The 20,696-nt window shown below is 48.9% G+C and carries 8 protein-coding genes; all 8 read right to left on the minus strand.

Annotated features, from left to right (window positions below):
• Nucleotides 1-63: 63 nt before the first annotated feature.
• The gene (locus KW844_RS08945; RefSeq protein WP_218376370.1) at nucleotides 64-624 is read right to left on the minus strand and encodes a hypothetical protein; all 561 of its coding nucleotides are present in this window, start codon (nucleotides 622-624) and stop codon (nucleotides 64-66) included.
• A 1-nt stretch (nucleotide 625) separates the two neighbouring features.
• Nucleotides 626-1,015, minus strand: a complete 390-nt coding sequence (locus tag KW844_RS08950) for a hypothetical protein (protein WP_218376371.1) — start codon at nucleotides 1,013-1,015, stop codon at nucleotides 626-628.
• Between the two features lie 171 nt (nucleotides 1,016-1,186).
• A complete protein-coding gene (locus KW844_RS08955; RefSeq protein ID WP_218376372.1) occupies nucleotides 1,187-6,244 on the minus strand; it encodes a DUF4157 domain-containing protein in 5,058 nt (1,685 codons plus the stop codon).
• A 25-nt stretch (nucleotides 6,245-6,269) separates the two neighbouring features.
• Nucleotides 6,270-7,595 carry an ATP-binding protein gene (locus tag KW844_RS08960; RefSeq protein ID WP_218376373.1) on the minus strand — a complete coding sequence of 442 codons (1,326 nt, stop codon included), beginning with the start codon at nucleotides 7,593-7,595 and terminating at the stop codon, nucleotides 6,270-6,272.
• A gap of 22 nt (nucleotides 7,596-7,617) precedes the next feature.
• Entirely contained in the window at nucleotides 7,618-10,245 is a 2,628-nt protein-coding gene (locus KW844_RS08965; protein ID WP_218376374.1) for a contractile injection system tape measure protein, read from the minus strand.
• Nucleotides 10,246-10,257: 12 nt separating this feature from the next.
• Entirely contained in the window at nucleotides 10,258-13,917 is a 3,660-nt protein-coding gene (locus tag KW844_RS08970) for a PKD domain-containing protein (protein WP_218376375.1), read from the minus strand.
• A gap of 24 nt (nucleotides 13,918-13,941) precedes the next feature.
• The gene (locus KW844_RS08975) at nucleotides 13,942-17,022 is read right to left on the minus strand and encodes a hypothetical protein (RefSeq protein WP_218376376.1); all 3,081 of its coding nucleotides are present in this window, start codon (nucleotides 17,020-17,022) and stop codon (nucleotides 13,942-13,944) included.
• Nucleotides 17,023-17,025: 3 nt separating this feature from the next.
• Nucleotides 17,026-20,676, minus strand: a complete 3,651-nt coding sequence (locus tag KW844_RS08980) for a baseplate J/gp47 family protein (RefSeq protein WP_218376377.1) — start codon at nucleotides 20,674-20,676, stop codon at nucleotides 17,026-17,028.
• Nucleotides 20,677-20,696 lie beyond the last annotated feature (20 nt).

A 20,696-nucleotide genomic window follows, 5' to 3' on the forward strand; every position in this document is an offset into this window, starting at 1 on the left:
CCTTCGGTGAACACTAAAAAAAAATCCCTGGCTACTTTCCTGCCGTGAGCGAAAAAAACAAATCTAATTCGCCACCAAAAATATCACAGTCGTCAGCGCAATCCCAATCGCAAACCCTCCTATCGCCAGTTTCACTTTCTGTTTATTTTGTGTTTTCAGTTTCTCCAAGGAGGCATCCAGCGAGGTCTGTACATTTTGCAGGTGCTTGTTTGCCGCAGCAAGGGACTGATTCAGCCCTATCAGGTTTGCATCTGTTCTTTTGATGAAGACGTCAGTAGCTCCCTGCAAACCATCGAAGCTGCCTTTCAGCTGTGTGTAATAAAAATCCTTACGCTTCAGCATAGAATCCTGCAACACCACCAGGCTGTCGTACGCTTCGATAATGCGTTGTGAGGCCAGGTTGCCTTTCAGCACCTTCTGATAATTGTCGGAATACAATTTAAAAATCCGCTTATTGAGCAGGTAAGCAGTATCGTAGCCCAGCGTGAGTGTATCCCCGCGGGAAAGCAGGTAAGCCCGCAAGCTCAGGGAATCGGTAGCAGTTTGTACCTGCTGGGCACGTGTGAGCAATGGCATAGTGAGCAGCACAAAAAGTACTACCCGGTAAAGTCTGGCAGTTTTCATTTTACTTAGGGGTTTTAAACACTGATACTTCAATTACGGGGAGACTATCCTTTTTAATCTCATTCCGCAGGGAATCGATATGATCCTTGAGCCTTTTCTTTTCTGCTGCGGACCTGGTTTCTTCCAGCACCTTCTGCTGATCACTCAGCTCCACAAACTTCCGGATATTGGAGGCGTATTGTTTAAGAACATCCATATCCGCATTGATGGAATCCACGCGGTCCTGGGATTTTTTCAGTTCCGTAATAGCGGAATCGGCGCTTCTTTTGGCAGCTTTGATATCTTCCCGGGCGCCACGTAGGGCGGAATTACCAAAAACTGTCATTACAAAAGATATCACACATACGCCAAGTATGATGTACAGGATAATTTTCAGGGGTTTCTCTGTCATAATTCGGGGGTTTATAATATTGGTTATCAAGGTTAATAAGGGTCAAAAAATCAGTCGGCTATACTCCGGGGCTATGCTAAAGTGGCAAGTATTTTCGCGCTATAAAGTTAACTATTACGGCGATATTTTTTCATTGAACCCGGAAATAAATCCGGATTCAATGCCCTCTTGCTATTTAGCTTTATTCTCTATGATCTTTTTTATTCGCTTACTTACAGACTCATCTGGATCAAAATCCGGAATCAGCTCCCTTTCCCGGATCTCTATATGAACCTTGGGGACATCTGGGTCACTCAGCAATGACTTTAAACGCGGAATAGCATCTGCCTCCAGCTCAGCATACTTTCCTTGTTTCATCATATCATAAATCACCTGCTGTTTATCAGACAGTTCACTGTTCATGGATTTAAATTCCAACACTTTCAACAGATCGTTTTCGAGTAACACTGCATCCGCTTTGGCAGTTACGTTTCCAAATGTAAAGGACACCTCTACAAATATTTCTCCTTTCGGATGCACACGCCGCACCTGCGCAATCATTGTTCTGCCCCATGTAGCACCAATTATGTTATTGCGAATAGACACGGCTACATCTTTTGCTCCCCACACGGCATCCCTGAATAAGGTCCAGCGAGACAGATTAATATTTCCCTTCTCATCAAGGAAAAATTTTTCCGCAAGTTCATCTGCCTTACTAAAATCTTCTCCCACCACCTGGGTATAAGCTAAGGTACCTGGTCCATCAGGATCATTCACTGTTCGCTTTTTACCACTTGCGACAGGTGTACCAGGTGGTTTTGGTTTCCTGGCATATGCAGGATCTACCAATATTTTCTCCCCTTTGGTATCTATGCTGGTCGATTCTCCCCATATCCTGGAGGTGATCGCTTCAAAGCCATTTACAGGATCTTCCGCTGCTTTATTAAGATCCGCTATATATTTATTGGCGTTTTCTATTGCGGCTCTGGCTTCTTCATAAGTAAGATCTCCAGACTTCCTTACGCCATGCAGCACCCGATGTATGCGCTTCAGCGTTGTATCCCCACCTTCAGCAGAGAGTTTCATCAGCTCCATAAATTCCTTACCGTCTATATTAGCACGTTTTAGAATTTCATACATGGTCCGCAGGAAATTTTCGCTCACATAAGTCCTGGAGAAAGTAGCCAGTTCCTTAAAACTAAAAATATCCATCAGGAATTCGGCGATCTCCAGGCCTATATATTTTTTTATACCATCGTCTGTTTTTCTACGATTTACAAATCTGCTGATCTGATCTATAAACGCAGCTGCAACACGGAATTCATCCTCGTCCTGGCTAGCCAAAGCATCCAGCAGCGTAGCAAAATGCCTGGTCGGCTGTTTCCTCTCCAGCATCACCACATTCCACAACTGACCCAATAATTGCGTATCGCTATAATTAGGAGTTGCCGCTGCCCGTTCAATAATTTTTCGAAGTTGAGTCCCCGATACTCCGGCCTCCTGAATTTCTACTATATTGGCCATGTAACTCTGGTATTTTTCCGGAAAATCGTCTAATGGCGCATTGATGTCTTTGACCGCTTCTTTGAAATTCTCCTGCATTTTCTTTATTGCCTTTTCCAGATCATCGCCTGAGCCTCTATGCCTGTATATATATTCACCTGCTTTTGCTATCTCTTCCCTGGACTTACCATCCAGAATTTTTGCAATATCATTCACCTGCGAAACAGTAGCTTCCGGCGGGAAGCATGGCGAGGCACATTTTTTCATAGCCCTCGCTGCCGTGGGGTGTGCTATCAGTGCCTTTCGAAATTCCGTCTCATTGATAATTCGGATAATAGTCCCCTCGTCTGTCATGGTACCTATTCTGAGTAAATCATCCCATACTGCAGCAGGTATTGGCAGCTGCTCCATATGTATCTTATACAATAATTGCATGTATGGCTGGGTAGACATAAAACTATCCAGTGAGCGGCCAAAAGCCGAGATAGCCGCCTTGTTTTGTAATAATTTCATCACACTGATAAATTCTTCCGGCGAATTTACATATGCTGCCATCACACCAAGTTGATTACTAATCCTACCTTGTGCTTTTTCCAGATCATTAAGCATACCAATCATATCGCGCTGCAACAATTCAATTAACACTGCACTTAGTTCTGGCCGTAATGTACCTTCATCAAGCGCAGCCACCAGCCTCGGCTCTGCCATACTCAATAACTGACGATTAACTTTTTCAGGCGCTTCTTTTAGTATCTCCTTACCCAGTACCTCCGTTATAGTTTTACCTTTTTTCACCTGCACGCCAAATCCTGCTTCCGCCAAATGGGCGGTGAAAGTCGGGGCCTTATCTGCGCCGGTGAGCTTTTTCCAATTGCTGAATTCATGTAACAATCCGGCACCATCCTGCGTTTCCAGCAGCACCTGCTGCACTCCCCTTTCCATAAACACAGCCTGTACCAACTCCGTATGTGCGTACAAGTTAGTCTGCTCCATCAGGCGAACTACTTCAGGCATTTCATTTAGCAGGTGCTTGCCCTGTGCCATGTAAAAGTGCACGGCCTGTAACGACAACTCTTTACCGCCCACCTCCGCAAGCCGCATAAAGGCATTAGTGAGCTTTTCATCTTTCATGGCTGTCAACATGAATGTCATAGCAACCGGATCTTCGCCAAATGGCAGCAACAAAGCCAGGTTTTTATCGTAAGTACCATCTGTTACCCTAGCTATTACCTGTTCCAGTTGTTTGGCATCCTGGCCTGCTGTATGCGTACTCAGCTCCGCTGCTACCTTTTCCGCTACCATCGCTCCTTCTTTCAGTTTCTTCACTGTGGTTACAGCGGAATGGATATCCAGTCCCAGGCCGGCCAGCGACACTACAAACCAGAAGTAGGAAGGATTTTCCGTACCCAGCGCAGTAGCGGGGTCCATAGAGGTGTTATGGGCATCCCGCTTAAATCGTGTATCCGTATACGTTTTATAGGCATCGTAACCACCCAGTGTGATACTGCCCGCCAGCGCCGCCCATCCTACAGGACCGCTGGCCAGCGCCAGTAATCCCACACCTACCGACAACGCGGCCATGCCCATGGACTCCCAGAATTCAGTACTCTTATGCTTTTCCAGGTGTTCCTCTAATGCCAGCGCGGCACCGGAGTCCTTAGCAATGCCCAGGTTATTTTTAGTAGCCTCAATTACCGGCGGCAGTTCCCAAACTTTTTCCGGATTCATCCGAAGCTCCTTCCAGGTATTCCGGATACTTTCCAGCACGCCGCCTTCACCTGCTTTACCTATAAAACCCTGTAGTTTTTCCTTGAGCGCGTCATTTGGCATAATAGCCAACGACCCTGCATTATCCCGGATATTCAATTCAGGATAGGTGATAATAGGGAACTTCCGCGCTACCGCCATCAATTGCAGGTCCAGTGACTTTTCCCTGTCGTGATAAGCGGCCAGGTAGGCGTTATTTTCAGGGCGCTGTAGCCTGCTGGCGATTCTTTCTGCCGCCACTTCTTTATCTGCGCGACTGGTATCCGTGCGTTCACCGTTGTTCGGCATATCGTACACGTCGGCTTGTGAGGCAATATACTGTTGCAGCGTATTTACACTTTCCGGTTTCCCGCCATGGCGCAGTGCCAGGCCTTTGGCCAGCAGCAGGTCAGACTCCGCGAATCCTTTTTGCAACGCTGCCACATTCATTTTAAAAGCTTCCAGGTTTGCCGGCTGATCGTACTGCTGCGTTTCTACATTGGCGTTAATTTCATTCTGCGCCAGCCAGCTAAAAGCCAGTTGCACGGCACTATGGCGGAACCCTTTGATGAACTCGTCCTGCTGACGGTCAACCATATCTTTTGTTAATCCAAATGCCAGGTAGGCCGCATCCAGTTGTTCCTGAAGTTTTATAACTTCTAAACTCACCTCTGTATATATAGGCGTTGGTGCATACGGGTTAGCAGCAGCCCCAAAACTTAAAGCATCTCTGTCTTTCTTCTTTTCTCTTAAAGCCTTCCTGAGCCGGAATATTTCGGCTTCCCTGTTCATTGTTTCCAGGCTTCCTGTCAGCTGCTCCTGCCGTTCTTCTTCCTGCTGTTGCCGGGTAGTAGTCATAGGCTTTACCAGTCCCATAATTTTCTGATATTCTCCCCTGGGGATAGCCACCACCTTGAACCCCTGTGTTACTTCCTGTTTCGTTACTACACGCCACCAGGTCCAGTCCCAGCCGGAAGCAATCATGGTATTCACCTGGTCTTCCGAAATGGGAAATATCTCCAGCAGTGCCTGTTTAAGCAGGTGTTCCTTTAGCAAGTCGCTGTTATTGCCGATCATGCTATCATCTACCGGAACATGCACAGCTATGGCATTCGAGAGGTCTGGTGTTACCGGTTCGTCCACAAACTCTACGGTGGGTGCTGCTATTTTTCCGGGAGATGTTAAAGCTGCAGTTTCCTTGTCCTGCGGCATTTCCTCGTCCTCCTTCCGCTGCACTTGCAGTGGAGCGCCAGCCCCCTGTTGCACTACGTGGGTGAGCTCATGGGCCAGCAGATGCTGTCCTGCGGCATCATTTGGTGCATATTTACCCTGGTTAAAATAAATATCGCTACCGGCGGTAAACGCCTGGGCCTTTACCGCAGTAGTCATATCCGCGGCATAGCCGCCATCATGGATACGGACGTTACTGAAGTCGGTATTAAACTGCTCCTGCATATAGCTATTCACTTCCGCTGGCATAGGACTGCCGGCACCATTATAGCGCTTAATGTCCGCGGCTACCTCGTTGTGAGATTTACACGTATCTGTACCATCCTCTTTCCGTTGTAATTCCTCATCCTCAGCCATGCATGCACTGCATTTGCGTTGCAGGTCCACCATTTCTTCTTCATTTTCCTTGCGCTGCACCTGCTGCACTTCCGCTTCACATGCACTACACTTGCGTTGCAGGTCGATTGTTTCTTCCTCACTTTCCCTGCGCTGTATCTTTTTTTCCTCTTCTTCGCAGTGACTGCACTTGCACTGCACAGGGGTAGCGGTACCGGGTACACGCTGCGTTACAGTGCCGGTGGTAGCTTTGCGCATCACTTTATCTGCCATGGCATCGGCTTCCCTTTCGGCGGCATCCGCAGGCTGACTTACTTTTAATTTTGTCTGAACAGTTGGGAAAAAACCGTTTCCACCTCCTGTAAAAAAATTGCTGTTGGGTTTATTTTTTTGGGGAGATGTGGTGGTATCCCTGCCAATATGTTGCGTACTCATAACATCTTTTTGGGGTCAACGGGGACTAACGTAATAATTTATCTTCCTTGCGGAGCTCGCGTTGTACACCGGCTATCAGCAATTCCTGCGAAATAGCGGGTAAATGCCGGTGATAATATTGCAGCGCTGCATAATACACTACCTGGTTAATCGTAGCACCGGACACGGGGTATTTTGCGGCCAGCTGTAGCAGGTTCACGGTATCGTCTGTACGAATAGTGGCAGGCATCGCCTTTTGCCAGAGCAACACCCTTTCTTCTGCTTCAGGTAGCGGGAATTCAATAATGGAATTGAATCGCCTGAGGAAGGCCGCGTCGATATTGGATTTATAGTTGGTAGCCAATACCACCAGCCCTGGAAAATCTTCAACCCGTTGCAGCAGGTAGCTCACTTCCTGGTTGGCATATTTATCGTTGGAGCTCTGCACACTGCTGCGTTTGCCGAAGAGGGAATCAGCTTCGTCAAAAAACAGTATCCAGTTGCGATGCATGGCTTTTGTAAATATCTTTTCAAGATTTTTCTCCGTTTCACCAATATACTTACTCACTACCTGACTGAGGTCGATCCGGTATACTTCCCGTTGCAGCTCTTTACCCAGCAGGGTGGCCGCAAGTGTTTTTCCTGTGCCGCTGCTGCCATAAAAGAGGGCGCGATAACCTGGCTTGGCTTTCCTTGCCAACACCGGATCTTTGAGGGCACGCTCCTGGTAATGCAGCCAGGCGCGCACGTCGCTGATCTGCTCCAGGGTGGTATCGTTCAGCACGAGGTCGTCCCAGTGCTGGGATGTTTCCAGTCGCTTAGCCGGAAACTCAGGTCCAAAGGCCGGCGCATGTTGTTTACCTTCCAGCAGCTGTTCCACTATTTCTGGGGAGAAGATGAGACGCCCGCTGCTTCGGGGCTCTCCTTCCTTCACTGTTTCCAGCCATAGTACGCCTTCTTTCCAGAACCAGTGGCTGGTGCTAAATAGAGAAGAATACGCCGCTCTTTCGGCAGCATCCTCTCCCGCCAGCAGGAACAGTGCTGTGTCACCTGTAGGCAGCATATACCTGGTGTTGGTACCTTTCACCCCGCCGAATGAAGCAAACTCCCCACCTTCGGGCAGGTATTGCTGAATGATCCGGTCAAAGCAGCCTGCCTGCAGGTGTGGTGTTAATGCACAAAGGAGCACGATCGTTTCTTCCGGCGTCAGCTGGCGGTCGCCGAATGCAGCATGCCTCCACTCCGGAATAGTTACTTCATAGTCCTCTCCATGAAAATAACGGGCAAAGGCGGCGGCCACATATTTTTCGAAATAGTTGAAATAGTCAACCAATGTAAGCGTACTATTTTTAACTGTCATTACCTGTTCCATATAATAATATTGACGAACGGCCTTAGGCCCATTCCACAAATAACAATGCGTTCATTTTTGAATTGCGTACAATTGAAAATCCCCAGGGGATGTGCTGCAATAGCATATCGAAAGGACTGGAGGCTACCTGCAACAGCCATTTGCCATCTTTGATCTGCAGCTTGCCGTCCCGGTACAAAAAGGTTTCCCTTAAACTTTCCACAGAAGAGTTTTTCATAACGGGCCACTGGTCTATTACCTGTTGCAGCACCTGCACACATTCTTCTGTTTCCTGCGGTGTGGGGCTAATACACCCCGTTGCCGGCTCGTTGAGCGGGAACCCGGTGAGCAGTTTACAAAGCGCCAGTTCATAGTCGGCCGCTTCGCATTTGCCAGTACATAAGTAGTAGAGCAACATTACTGCCCGGTCATGCGCTGCCGCGTCGCGCCACGCTTCGTCAATCAGCAGTCCCAGTTCGGTAAGCCATGGCACAATTACCGCGTGTACGATTACGAGGCCTGCTGTGGGAATGTATGAAGCAGCATCGGCCACTGGTTCATCCGGAAGCAGGCCGAGTGTGAGCGAGGTATTAGTGCTTGTGGTACGAGCTTGCAAGATGGTGCCATTTGCAGCCATGCTTCCTTCGGGCCTTTCAGCACCGGTGTTAGTTGCCTTACCTGCCGGGCTGATCGGTAAACGGCCTGCCGGATCTTCACCTCCAGCAACAGCAGCCTTTGATGATGAATTCACCTCGTTGCTCGGTGCATTACCTGCCGGATGTTCAATACCATCAACCCCGGCTTTGGATGATGGATTTATGTCGTTCATAGGTGAATTGCCTGATGGATGTTCACCACCTGAAAGGACAGCATTTAACGATGGATACATTTCGTCGATAGCTGAATTGCCTGCCGGATGCTCAGTGGAGGAATTTGCATCATTCGTTGATTTTGCAGTAGTGGTGTTGGCAGTGATCTCACCGATAATATCTTTTGCTGGTTTCATTGTTGAATTATCATTCAGAGTTCCCGTACCAACCACACCGTTAGGTGAAACGACAGCCAAACCATCAGCTGGTATGTCAGCAGGGCCGGCGTGATTCATTGAGGAGGCCTTATTTTCGTTTGTTGCAAACGGAGCTAACGTGATTAAGCCAAACGCTGCTGCATCGTTAATTACCGGCAATTCTGCAAATGAATCCTGTATAGAGGCAGCATTAACCTCCCCAGGAACACCACCCTCAGCCTGGCTTAGCCATTGGTAGCCTGCGGCGGAAGTAGCCACAACAGACATACTACGTGTAGCCGTGGCAGATACCTCTCCGGAAACCAGGTGTTGTATCTGAACAGTCCATTGCTCCAGCTGCTCATCATTAACGCTACCGGCTGTACGTAATACCGTAATGATATCGAGAATGGGCTGGTGCAGGATGCCACCCTGATGGTGGGATAACCATCGTTGCCACAGTGATTTTGCAGCATCACCCGGGAGCAGTAATTCGTAAACGATCGCCAATGCCAGTCTGCTACCCTGCTCGGCTTCCAACACGGCCTGCAATACCTGGTTGAGGCAATAGTAATAATCAACAGCCGGCGTATAAAATTTAATATAGGAAGATAGCACCACATCAGGGGCACATTGCAGCAGTAACCGTTGCAGGGCCACCGGATAATATGTAAACAAAGCCCTCCCTGCGTCAGTAAACATACCACCGGCGTTTACATATTCGTGCAGCCATGACCGTAGCAGGGACCCAGGCAAGCCGGTAGCGTGCCAGGGTAAACTACCATGACGCAGGTAATGTATGATGAGTTCCTGGCTGGCAGCAGCCACCAATCCCTCTCCGGCAGACGCCGGGGAATAAGTAGCGAATCGCTGCTGATAGCTGGTTTCAGTTGAAAGAAAAATTTCATCTGCACTGGTCGTCTGATCATCCGTTGAATAACTTGTACTATTACGATGCCTGGCATCAGCGAATTCATTGCCGTTAGTAACATTAGCCGTTACAGGATCATTCAACGTATATTCGTTTATGTTATACGGAAAAGTCTTCCCCATTGGCATTGCTGATGGAACGCGTCCGGGTGTAGCCTGGCGGGAAGCATTAGCCATAGCTGCATCTGCGGCACTACCTGGCAATTGCTCACCGGCTGCACTGGTATCTCCCAAGATATTAATTGATATATCTCCTCCTGTGGTGCCCCGCTGATCGGTAGCTGTTGTAGCAAACAAGTTATCCTTCCCGGTTGAACGTAGCGGCGTTGCAGTTACATCAGCCGAAAATCCAAAACCAGCACTAGCCTGCTTTTGCCGCGCTATTTGCAGTGCCCAATCCCGGATGCTGCTACCCTGCTGTATTACTGGTCGTTCCACTAACATATCAGGCGTTACACAGGCCATTAATACAGCCTTCAGTTGCTGGCAAATCCGCTGTGTGAGCTGCTGCTGCCAGTCCTCCCCGTAAATACTGCCGGCATCCAGTTCAAACTTTGGAATGCGCAAACGGCCTTTAACCGGAAAACTATCCAATAGGGATTCCAACGCCGGCATCAACACCGTAGCAGTCCAGCTGCTTAGCTCGTTGGAAAACTGCTGAACAGCCGCTACATCCCCGAAGAAACGGAGATGTAACGACTGCCGACAAATCATATGATTGGGGTTATACAACATGGACTTTCATTTTTACATGGTCAGCTCACCACTCGGGATATTCATCAGAAATATTGACTTCGTAGTTTTACATTGGTTTTCCGCAGTAATTCTATGCGTTATGTCCACCGGAATACTGTATGGAACAGGGTTAGCCACTATACCAAATCCTGATTCATCAGGAATAGCAGCGTTCACCGGGAACTTTCCGCCAAAACGCAAGGCGGCCGAACTTCCTACCGCTGCTTCCCCGGTGCTTAAAAACCATTCGTGTGCACCTGTTACAGTGGAAGAACATTTGACTTCATAGGTCCTGTATTCATATTCCACAGGCCCACCCGGACCGTTTACAATAGAGCTGTTTGGCACTAATGAAGTAGCTCCGCCGCCACTGTAGCTGGAACCTGCCGGTGTAGAAGATATCAACTCTAAAGTATATGTAAATGCCGCTGACAAAGCCTGTTTTACCGTTACCTCACAAGTAATACTACGACCATTAAAGGTATAAGTTATGATATGCTTACCGTTGCCCGCTGCGGAAGGATTGAAGTAGAATACACCGCCTACATTGGAAATAGCGCCGGTGGCCGGGCAACTCACTGTACCTCCGGTTGGGCTGTTATAAATCCGCACCTGGTTAAGATTGGTACAAGGGTTGAATTCTTCTACAGAAAGCGTGAGCGGCAGGTCGTCTCTTTTTACAATAACTGTTTTGGTTACTGCAGGGTCCACACAAATGCTGCCATCATTCACGATATGCTGCACAGTATACTCCCTGGTAGCACCGGCAGCCATGGTATACAAGTGACTAACAGCCGGTCCGGTGGCAGATGTTCCATCCCCAAAGATCCAGGTATGGGTCCCTCTTACATCTGCAGCCTGGAACACTACATCCACCCCGTTTCTGGCTACATTCGTCGTTTTGCCAGGTACTGTAAAGTCAGCATTCACCGGCATTTTCACGTTGATCGCGAAATAGGCGATCCGGTTACCTACTTTATGCGTAAGGTTATAATCACCCGGTGTCACTGCGGCCGGATTGAAATACCATTTCTTAACGGTACCAACCGTTTCAGATGTAATGCCCGGTCCACCTACTTCCCCACCTGTTTCAGGCCAGATGGTAATCTGATTCTGGGAGGATTGCCCATTGCAGAATAAATGTGAATCCAGGCTAATACGTGGTTCTACCTCCGTTTCAGGAGTCGTTTCATAGATTTTCGCCAGCGGTGCATACGAGGTAACAAGCTTGTTAGGCAAGTAAAAATCCGCACAAACAGTTCCCTGCACAATCCGCTGGTTCACGGAATCCATCGGGTAATTGGGTGCACCTTCCACATCGGTTCGATCAAAGTACACCAGTACCAGTGTACCACCAGCTACCACACCACTCTGGTGGCGCATGCCCGGAAACTCTCGCGTAAAATTTGTAAAAATGAGCTGGTTCAATACAAAGGCACAACGTTTTTCGTACTCCCGCTTCAGTGTGCCCATGCGCTCATCCAGGGCCAGCTGTTCGAGCGATTTACAGGCAGCTACCATCGGGATAGTTAAGCTGGCAACGCGATTCCAGTATTCCTGTTCTTCCACCAAAATGGTATTGTTCGTTTCTCCCCCATCTCTGATTACATCCAATGCATGCTGCCAGGCATTATAGAAGGCCGCATAGCTACCCAGGGCATCGGTAAATTTCTTTACATGCTGATTAAAACGTGCCAGGTCCAGTTTATCCAGGTTATAGGGCACTATCATGCGCAGCAACTCTTCCAGTCTGTCCATCAGGTAGCAGGCATGCGCAGCATGGTTATACCGCCATGTTGCTTCCGTATCGGTGAAGTTGTAAACCGGCGGCAGGGAAACCAGGGCCGTACTGTTTGCGGGAAGATCCGCCCAGCGCAGGTAATAACCACCAATGGTGGTATCCGAAAATTTGGTTCCGAAAAAGTACTGCAGGTAAGCGCCTCGCTGGTAATAAGGCCTCATATCTATTTGGGTCATAAACTCCGCACCTATATTAGTACCGGGTACTTCCACATAAGGCGTTAGTATGTAACCGTTAGGAGAGGCCTCATTATAGGAACCCAATATTCTTTTGATAGATTCGATATCTATTGATACTTGCTGCAATCCTTTCACCAGGGGTGTTACACGATTCAATAATTCGGTCACCACCAGCTGGTACTGATTCTCCAGGTCAGCAAAAGACGCCAGCAGGCCCGCCCTGGTGGGTGTAGTACTGGTCGCATACAGGTTAATTGCCACCGCATCAAACGACAGCTGGTTGCGGATTTTGAGGGAATTAATTCTTTTCATGGCCTCCAGTACGTTCTGGCCCAAATGGCCTTCTATGCGGAAGAAATCCACCTGCGGATCTTCAAACTCCCACGCCAGTGCGTTCGGCAGCGTAACGGCTGTATTATACCCACGTATGGACTTGGTCCTCCCTGCTATTAACTTCGTATAGTCCCAGCAGTTAGTCAGCAGCTGGCTGTTATAGTAGTAAGGAATGGCCTGTGTACCCAGTGGCGCAACGCTGGTGCGACTAGGCGTCACCATAATGGTTTTGGCTGTTTCCGGCAGCTGGAAGGTATTTATCATCAACACAATGCGCTTGTATAACAGGCACGCCTCTCCGAAGCGATGATCACCTGTACGTACCAGTGGTGGCTCATCAAACTGATGGCGGTAGCTATTGGTATTGTCGCTCTCCCGCACGGTGGTACCCAGGCAGAGGTGCAGTGGAAACGCCGGTTTATTGGCAGCAGGCGCAGGAAATAGGTCCACCGCCACTGCACAGAACTCCTCATATGCTTTAATCAGGTCTTTCGCAAACGCATATACGCATTGCATATAGTAGGGCTTCTCATTGCGGATGATTGCCATTTGCGTGGCCAGCTTCGTTCCTACGGTAGCGATATCCTTATCATTAGCCACCGTAAACAGGTGGTGGAAATTATTATACACGAATGAAAACGCCTGGTTCATATCCGCCGTCAGCTGTGCATTCAGCACTCTTTCATAAGAGGCCACCAGCGCGGAAGGGTGCTGGATACTGTCTGCCGGCACATTCCATCTGCGAAGTGGAATTTCAGGAAACAAGGCTGGATATTGGGAAGGCACGAACGTGTGGAGCGCGGTAAGTTTCGTTGCATCCACCAGTAAAGGGCGATAGGTGATATTCACTTCCTGGCCTTTGTCCGCGCAGTCGTCGGTGGTACAATTTTTCAACCTGTCCATCCGCGGTTCTGCCAGCAGCATGACCACCTTATCTTTCAGTGTATTTTCTGTGGTTGTAGTGAATGGAATATCGTCTTCCACCATGTTTTCCAACGGCACTAGTTCATCCGGATTCAGCGCCGTATAAAAAGTTTTAACCGATTCTTCAATGGTTTCCGGGAGTGCAGGTAAAGTATATGTTCTGCTGGCACTATATACACCACCTTTGAAGTTAATGAGGTAGCCGCTGCCGGTAATACCTACACCCGGTGTGATGATGATTCTTTTGGCGGCACTGTCGTACTTTGCCTGCAATCCTGTAATGATTCCGGTGCCCAGAATGAGCGTACGGGTAAGACTTTCCTGCTGTTGCAGGTGCGCAATAGCGGCATTGAGATGTTTGTTTGTCAGTACCTGATCAGGTTCAAATACGGGGTAAACTGTTTCGGGGTCAGATGAGAAATTTATGAATGACATGGGATGAAAATTTTGAAAATTGATTTAGAATGTACCGAGACTGGTTTGGCCTAACAGCACCGGGTTAGTAGTACCTTCTGCGCAATCGTGCAGGGTGGCCTCCGGATATACGCTGCTCAGGTCTTTCATCACGGCCACCAGCTGGTTGCTGGCAAACATTAACCTGGATTGCACTTTTGTATCCGGGGTAATGAAAGCGTGATAGTCTTTCAACGCCGCCAGCCATTGCCTGTGTGCTGATTCCAGCCGATGCCTGGTGGCATAATTTACCCAGCAAATTTTAGCATGTATATGCGCGGGGCATTCCATGCGCACCATCCGCTCAAAGTACATGCGGTAGCCAGTCTCCCGGAATCGCTCCGGCCAGTATGGCAGCACCACGGAAATGCGGAAGGAATAAGGATCTTCGTCACCGCAGCAGGTACAATCGTCCGGCAGGCATACGTCCATCAGATTGTATAAAGCGTGGGTGGGAATACCTTCCACAACGGCCGGCGTAAAGCGTGGCCGCAGCATGAAATGTTCTATCACATGCAGTGTTTCGTTGTCAGGTGGCAGCTGAAACTTCTTTAACATCAGCTCCAGCAAAGCCTTTGCTTCGGCCTCCGTACTGTACACATCGGGGGATATTGCGACTACTTCGGATTCCGGAATCGTTAATTTTATAACGAATTCCCCATCCCTTGGTACCACTGTATAAAGTTCGCGGATGGTCATATGCTTATAAATTTCATTTACTACCTGCCAGGCTTCTTTTTCAGTGCCCAGGGACACTTCCGGTTTCAGGTATTGGCCACCGCTACCATCCACATTATCACCAATCACAAACGAAAAGAAGCCATTACTGTCTTCCTTTACCACAGGTGCAGAAAACTGGAACAGGCTGCGATAGCCAGGCTGGTTGATGCCAGAGAGTCGCCCTATACGGCGCTGCAGGCCCGACATATTATCCGTATTCCAAACCCCTGCTGTGATATCGACCCCTTGTCCTCTGCCGAAGCTGGTTTTAGGATAGTCCTTGATAAACCGGATCTTGTCCGCAATCAGTTCCTCCTCTCCTGCGGCGCTGCGGGAGGCAAAGCGGGTGAGCACATAATCATTAAACGTTTCCGCAAACCGCGCGATGAGGTGATCCAGGAAACGATTACGGCGGTCGTACCGCTGCTGCTGCGTTTCCACGAGTTGATTACGTAGCATCGTTACCGTTAGTGGTTCCTCCTTCACCGGCAGTTCCAATGCCTGGCGCAATAATGCGGGATTAGCATAAATCGTGTGAATGTTATGGATACCTGTTTCCGGATCATCTTTCCAGTCTTGCAGGAACTGCTGAAAATAAGAGGCAGTAATATTGGCATCCAGGCTCATCAGGTCTTTTGCGTGATGCAGCTGTGCAAAAAATCCGGCCAATAGCTGATCGTAAAACATCAGGTAAGCTTTCAGCTGTTTGGCTCTGGCTTTATGTTCCGTAGAAGCTGCATCAGGCAGGCCGGCGGGGCCTGTACCGTAAATTTCAGGCAGGTCGTGTTGCAGGGAACTATACTGTTGGAGCTCGAGGTATCTTCCGCCTGGGGAGGCAAAATTCAGTTCGCTGCTGCTGATCTTTGCGTTGCGCGACTGGCCTCTTAAATACAGTACCGTATCGGCCGCTTCCAACGGATTGATATGAAAGGGCACCTGGTTTTTATAAAAAATAATTTTGCTGCGCTCCATATCTGCCACCGGCTTATGATCCGTTTGTAGGTGCAGGAGCCATTGCTGACCGGGAAGTACTGCCCTGCCTGCGTCGTCGTAGGCCGTCATCACCAGGTTACGCACCGCTATCACGCCTTCAATTTTCATGATGGCCTCCATCACTTCACTGCCCAGGAGCTTATTTCTGATCTCTGCGCGTGCAATATCTTTATCGAGGAGAAATCCGTTTTTAAGTACGGGCCCTTCGAAAATCTTTTCTGTACTGAGTTGCATGGCCTGCATCTCCCTTAAATTATAAAAATTTATAGGGGGATTGCAGTACTGTTCAAGTGCTGTTACCAGCTTTGCATATACCAGGTCGATGTCCGTTTCCGGCAATACATCAATATCGGCGCAAAAAGCTACCGGTGTGGCGGAAATAGTATCTACCGTCCACCAGTCTTCACTCAGGTTCCTGTTACTGTGGAGTGTAGCCCATACCTGTTTCAGTATGTTATGTGTGAGCTGCATCTTCTGACAATACAACGTCATTATGCGCTGTTGTATGCTCTGCACTTCCAGTTCTTCCTTGATGATTTCCTCAAATTCTTTGGTTTCCCCTACTTCAACAGGTACACGGATGGCCACCACTGTTTCGTATTGAAAAGTGAAAGTGAGGTTATCGGTATTTTTGTATTCCAGGTATACCTTCCACCGCAGCGGAACCCCGGCCCCATTGTGTTCCGTCACGTATACCTCTACCTTGTCGGGCATACGCGTGCCGTACGTTAGCAGTTGCATAAAATCTACCTGATCCACCGTAGGAAACAGACAAGTGATTTTTGCGCCACTGATGGCTTTACGCTGCAAGGTAAAATCAATGTCGCCCATATTCAGATCGCCGTACTCGTCGGTACTGTCGAGGTCTAGCCGTACATGATACAAGCCGCGCATGCTGACAGGATCATGATCCGTAGGCTCAAACGACAGCGTCTCCGCTTTACAATCTGGATACAAAGCCACTTCGGTGGCGCCTTTCGCCCTGATCCATGCCGGAGCAGTTTCCAGGTTGTTCACCGGGAACACCCAGGCATTGGCTACGCCATCAATATCTATTAAGAGCTTGCGGTAATCGGTGATGGTGAGCGGCGCCGCAGTAAGAATTTCCCTGGGAGTAAAAAACGGTTGCGTAATACTGCCGTCCACGTTGGTGAGCAGGTCCTTCAGATCAAAACCAGTGCGATAGGTAAGCTCAGTAATTGCATAACACAGGGCTTCCAACATGGTAACACCCGGATCATGAACGTTGTAATCTGTCCACAACCCGCTGCCCATGCTTTCGATGTAGCGCAACCCTTCCGTGCGGAGGTAATGAAAGTCCGCCGCCGGAGGCAGTTGCCGGGATTTGATAATAATATTTTCTTCTGTTGCCATAATTTAAATGTTTACCGGGGTTATCGTGTGCACATCGTCGGGGGCGCATACCAGCATACTCCGCGCGGAGGAAGTGGTGATTTCTTCCACATCTTTCAGGATGATGTGATCGTCCTTACGCAAAAAGAGTTTCAGGTGAAGAATGAATTCCACGTATGGAAGACCTTCCAGCATATTCACCAGCGTACTTTTACTGATTTTGCCTCCAAACTCAGGCTGCACACTAGTGTCGTATATCCATGGACTTAAGAAAGCGCGGAAATCTTTCAGGAGCCGGAGGGTATTGGCGGCAGTATTGCCATCTTTATACTGCACCTCGCAGCTGATCACTACTTCTTCAAATACCGGGTTACAGACTTTGATATTCACGAAGCTGCCGGCCAATTCCTTGAGATAAGATTCAATTGATGCGAGTGTATCTACACTGGTGAGAGGGCGTTGGGGGTTGCTGGCTGGAATTCTTGACATATCCGGTATGGGTATTATGAGCACGTTTCCCGGCGCCATTTCGCTGGTATTGGTAGCGGAGGCAGTGGTATGATTCAGGCATTTGACACGAAAGATTTCATGGAATTTTTCCAGTACCAGGTGTTCATAATCCCAGATGGTAACCGCCCTTGATTTGTGGCGCAACCTTTCGCTCACGCGCATACGAAATTGTGCAGCGCTCTCTTCCCTTTTCCCACCGGTGCTGGTGGCAGGTTGTGTAATTTTTTTTATGGCAGATGCCGGTGTTATCATCCGCTGTATGGTTCCGGCCGGGGCTGCGATGGTATAAGGCACGCTGGTACCATTGTTGGCCCAGTGGACGCGAACTGCTTGTGTACTCAGGCTGATCAGTTTACTGATCGCATCCGGGTTAGTATTTACCATAGCTCTGATCCAGCAATATTTCCCACCCATCATTGCCGGGTTGGTAGCAATATTAGCCGGCAAGTTGAAGGTGATGATACCACCACGGAGTAGTCCGTTAGTATCGTCCTGCACAGCCACGTTACTAAACTCCTCCCAGTAACCTGTGTTTGAAAGCCATTGCCAGCGTACTGGCTGACTGGCAACCAGTGGATTGGCGCTGCCTTCACTTATACGAAAGAGCACGGGAATGGCAGTTCCGGGAATTACCTTATCCAGGCCTATGTATAGCTGACCAGCTGCTTCTACCGGAGGAAGCATCCGCCAGGAATTTGCTTCTTCTCTTTCACCAAACGAATGCAACGAATAAAATGCGCCGGGAAGTTCACCTTGTAGCCCCACCTTCAATGTTTGGGTGGCCGTATAATCTGCCGTAATGGTCTGTGCCGTCGGGGTATATGGCTCCAGTGGTAAAAGTCGCTGTTTGCCGGCCTGATAGGCAAAGCGGCGCTGATAATCCTTATGACCCAGGTCTTTTTGCAATATGATCCGTGCAAATCCGTTTTTGGCTCCGGCATCATATTGGGAGGGTTTATCAAATGTGGGCGACAGCAGGGTTTCGGATATAAAACCCAAACTGGAGGGGTATATTAAATCATTTGTTGCTGCAGGATAGGTATCCAGAAAATCCGGATCAGTTATTTTACCTCTCAGTTTATCCATCAACGTATTTCCGAAGTACTCCCTCGGACAGAAAAGTGCACCGTTGTTTACAAACTGCCATTTGCCATTTTTCAGGACTTCAATATAGGCAAATGGGGTGTTGGTAGCAGGATCACCTGCCTCATTCATAAAATCAGTTTCATCATATTCTGCTGTATTGGGTTCTGTAATTGTTATAGTTCTGTTATCCACTTTAGACTCCACGGTTTTCCATCTACCAGTGTGGTTCACAATTCCTTCCGGCTGCGGCACATTATCCCAGGTGATGTTCAGTTTTACCTCCGCATTAGGCTTGATGAAAATTTCATCATTGCCGATCGTGCAGGCACTGCCAACATGGGGTGCAAAGCCGAATGGCTGAAAGGGTTTCGAAATATCGAGGCGCCCCGCTTCACTATAGATATTTAATTGTCGTATGCCCTTTACTGTTATATCGATATCTACCTCGCTCAGGATAGTGTTCTCCCATTGCTCCAACAGTAAAGCTGCCTGGGCCGACAACGCCTTGAACCTGAAGCGCAGTATTGGAAACGCAGTAGTATAATTGCCACCATGAATGGCAGGGTTGTATGGCACTACGGCATCCTGTGCGGCCGACAATCCGGCGCCATAGCCAAAATGGTATACTGGCGTCTGCCATGATTCATCGGCCCAAAATTCCCCACTGGCATTAATCCATCCGGTGGGTCCGGTAAACTGCATCTGTGCATCCAGGTCATATACGCCCTCATGCTGTGGAAAGTTACCCCTGGATTTGAAGGTAATTACCGCTTTTCTTTCTCCTTCCTTCATCAGCAACAAGGGAGATGCTATGGCGCAACCGGTAAAAGAACGCGTATCCTTACTTACTACGCCAAACGGTTGCCAGCTGTCGCCAGCTGCCAGTGGCGTACCTAGCCCATCCATACTATTTGCCACCGTGCTGGCGTAAATCCCAGCTTCAGGGTGCTCTTTGGGCAAGGCAGTAATACCCCGTATATCCGCCACCGTAGCCTGGGTGATCAGTACATCTTTATCGGTGGCGTATAACTGTACGTTGCCGGCGGCATCCTTTCCTCCTTTAAAGAGGGTACCGGCCTCCAGCAGGTAATCTTTCGTATTCTTTTGCAGCTCTATTACCAGGTTTGTGGCATCAGGAGTGGCTGGAGCGGGTGTGAGTTGCAAAACGTCCTTATAATAAAAATCAAGGTGCCTGCCCGTAAAGGTGTTCAGTTCCTCCTGCGCAAAGCGGAAGAGCTTCAGGAAAGTGAGGAAGAGCGTGTAATGTGGCGTGTGCGCAGGAAAGTCGGTCACAGCTGCTTCCAGATTTTTGGCGGCATGCTGTGTAATCAGGCTGGCTTGCTTAAAGATCGCATCGAAGATGCCGGTAAACAGGTTATTGGTGGCGGCAAAGCGAATCCTGTCTGCCACGGCTGTTCCCTGCAAATGAAAACCGGTACCGCTGGTACCGAGCGACCATGCAGTTTCCCATTTCTGGACGCGCAGGCTACCGGCGGCGTCTATACGAAAAGGCACCGGGCGGGTAACGGGCAGGTAGGCCGTTTGGTCGTACTGGTCGGTGACACAGCCCATCAGCGAGGCCTGTTGATACCAGGCGTTCAGTTTATGACGCTGTGTGCTGAGCGTGTTGCCGATTACGTTAGTAAGCCAGGATTTAAAGGGCCATTGGTCGGGCAGCAGTCGCAGCTGGGTATCCAGCTCATACAACCAGCTCCAGGTGAAATCAAACAGGAAGGAAAACCGTTGCACCAGGTCGGTGGCTTTTTCATTTCTTTTATCGGCAAGATACTGGAGCTGCTGCCGGAGCAACTGCCTGTAACCGGAAATATCCTGGTTAGCCAGCGTGGCGAGGATAACGCTTACATCCATTTGCATAAGCGGGAGCCAGTTACCATCCTGCTCGTTGGCAGCATTAAAAAAATTTAGCTGCTGGCTATATGCTTTGGCGAAGAGGATTAAGTCGCTCATGCTTCTTTCATCCACCCTGGCAAAAGAGGGCTCCAGCGCGGCCAGTACCCGATTGTACCGGGAAGTACCGCTGTGCAGCAATGGATTCTTATATGAATTATTGGACGACAATTTAGTAGTATTAATAGTTG

This window comes from Chitinophaga sp. sic0106, from assembly GCF_019219075.1.
GTDB lineage: Bacteria > Bacteroidota > Bacteroidia > Chitinophagales > Chitinophagaceae > Chitinophaga.

Excerpts from the sequence above, each read along its gene's own strand:
- KW844_RS08975 (WP_218376376.1), bottom strand. The coding sequence starts at position 17,022 with ATGGCAACAGAAGAAAATATTATTATCAAATCCCGGCAACTGCCTCCG.
- KW844_RS08970 (WP_218376375.1), bottom strand. The coding sequence starts at position 13,917 with ATGTCATTCATAAATTTCTCATCTGACCCCGAAACAGTTTACCCCGTA.
- KW844_RS08960 (WP_218376373.1), bottom strand. The coding sequence starts at position 7,595 with ATGGAACAGGTAATGACAGTTAAAAATAGTACGCTTACATTGGTTGAC.
- KW844_RS08965 (WP_218376374.1), bottom strand. The coding sequence starts at position 10,245 with ATGTTGTATAACCCCAATCATATGATTTGTCGGCAGTCGTTACATCTC.
- KW844_RS08950 (WP_218376371.1), bottom strand. The coding sequence starts at position 1,015 with ATGACAGAGAAACCCCTGAAAATTATCCTGTACATCATACTTGGCGTA.
- KW844_RS08955 (WP_218376372.1), bottom strand. The coding sequence starts at position 6,244 with ATGAGTACGCAACATATTGGCAGGGATACCACCACATCTCCCCAAAAA.
- KW844_RS08945 (WP_218376370.1), bottom strand. The coding sequence starts at position 624 with ATGAAAACTGCCAGACTTTACCGGGTAGTACTTTTTGTGCTGCTCACT.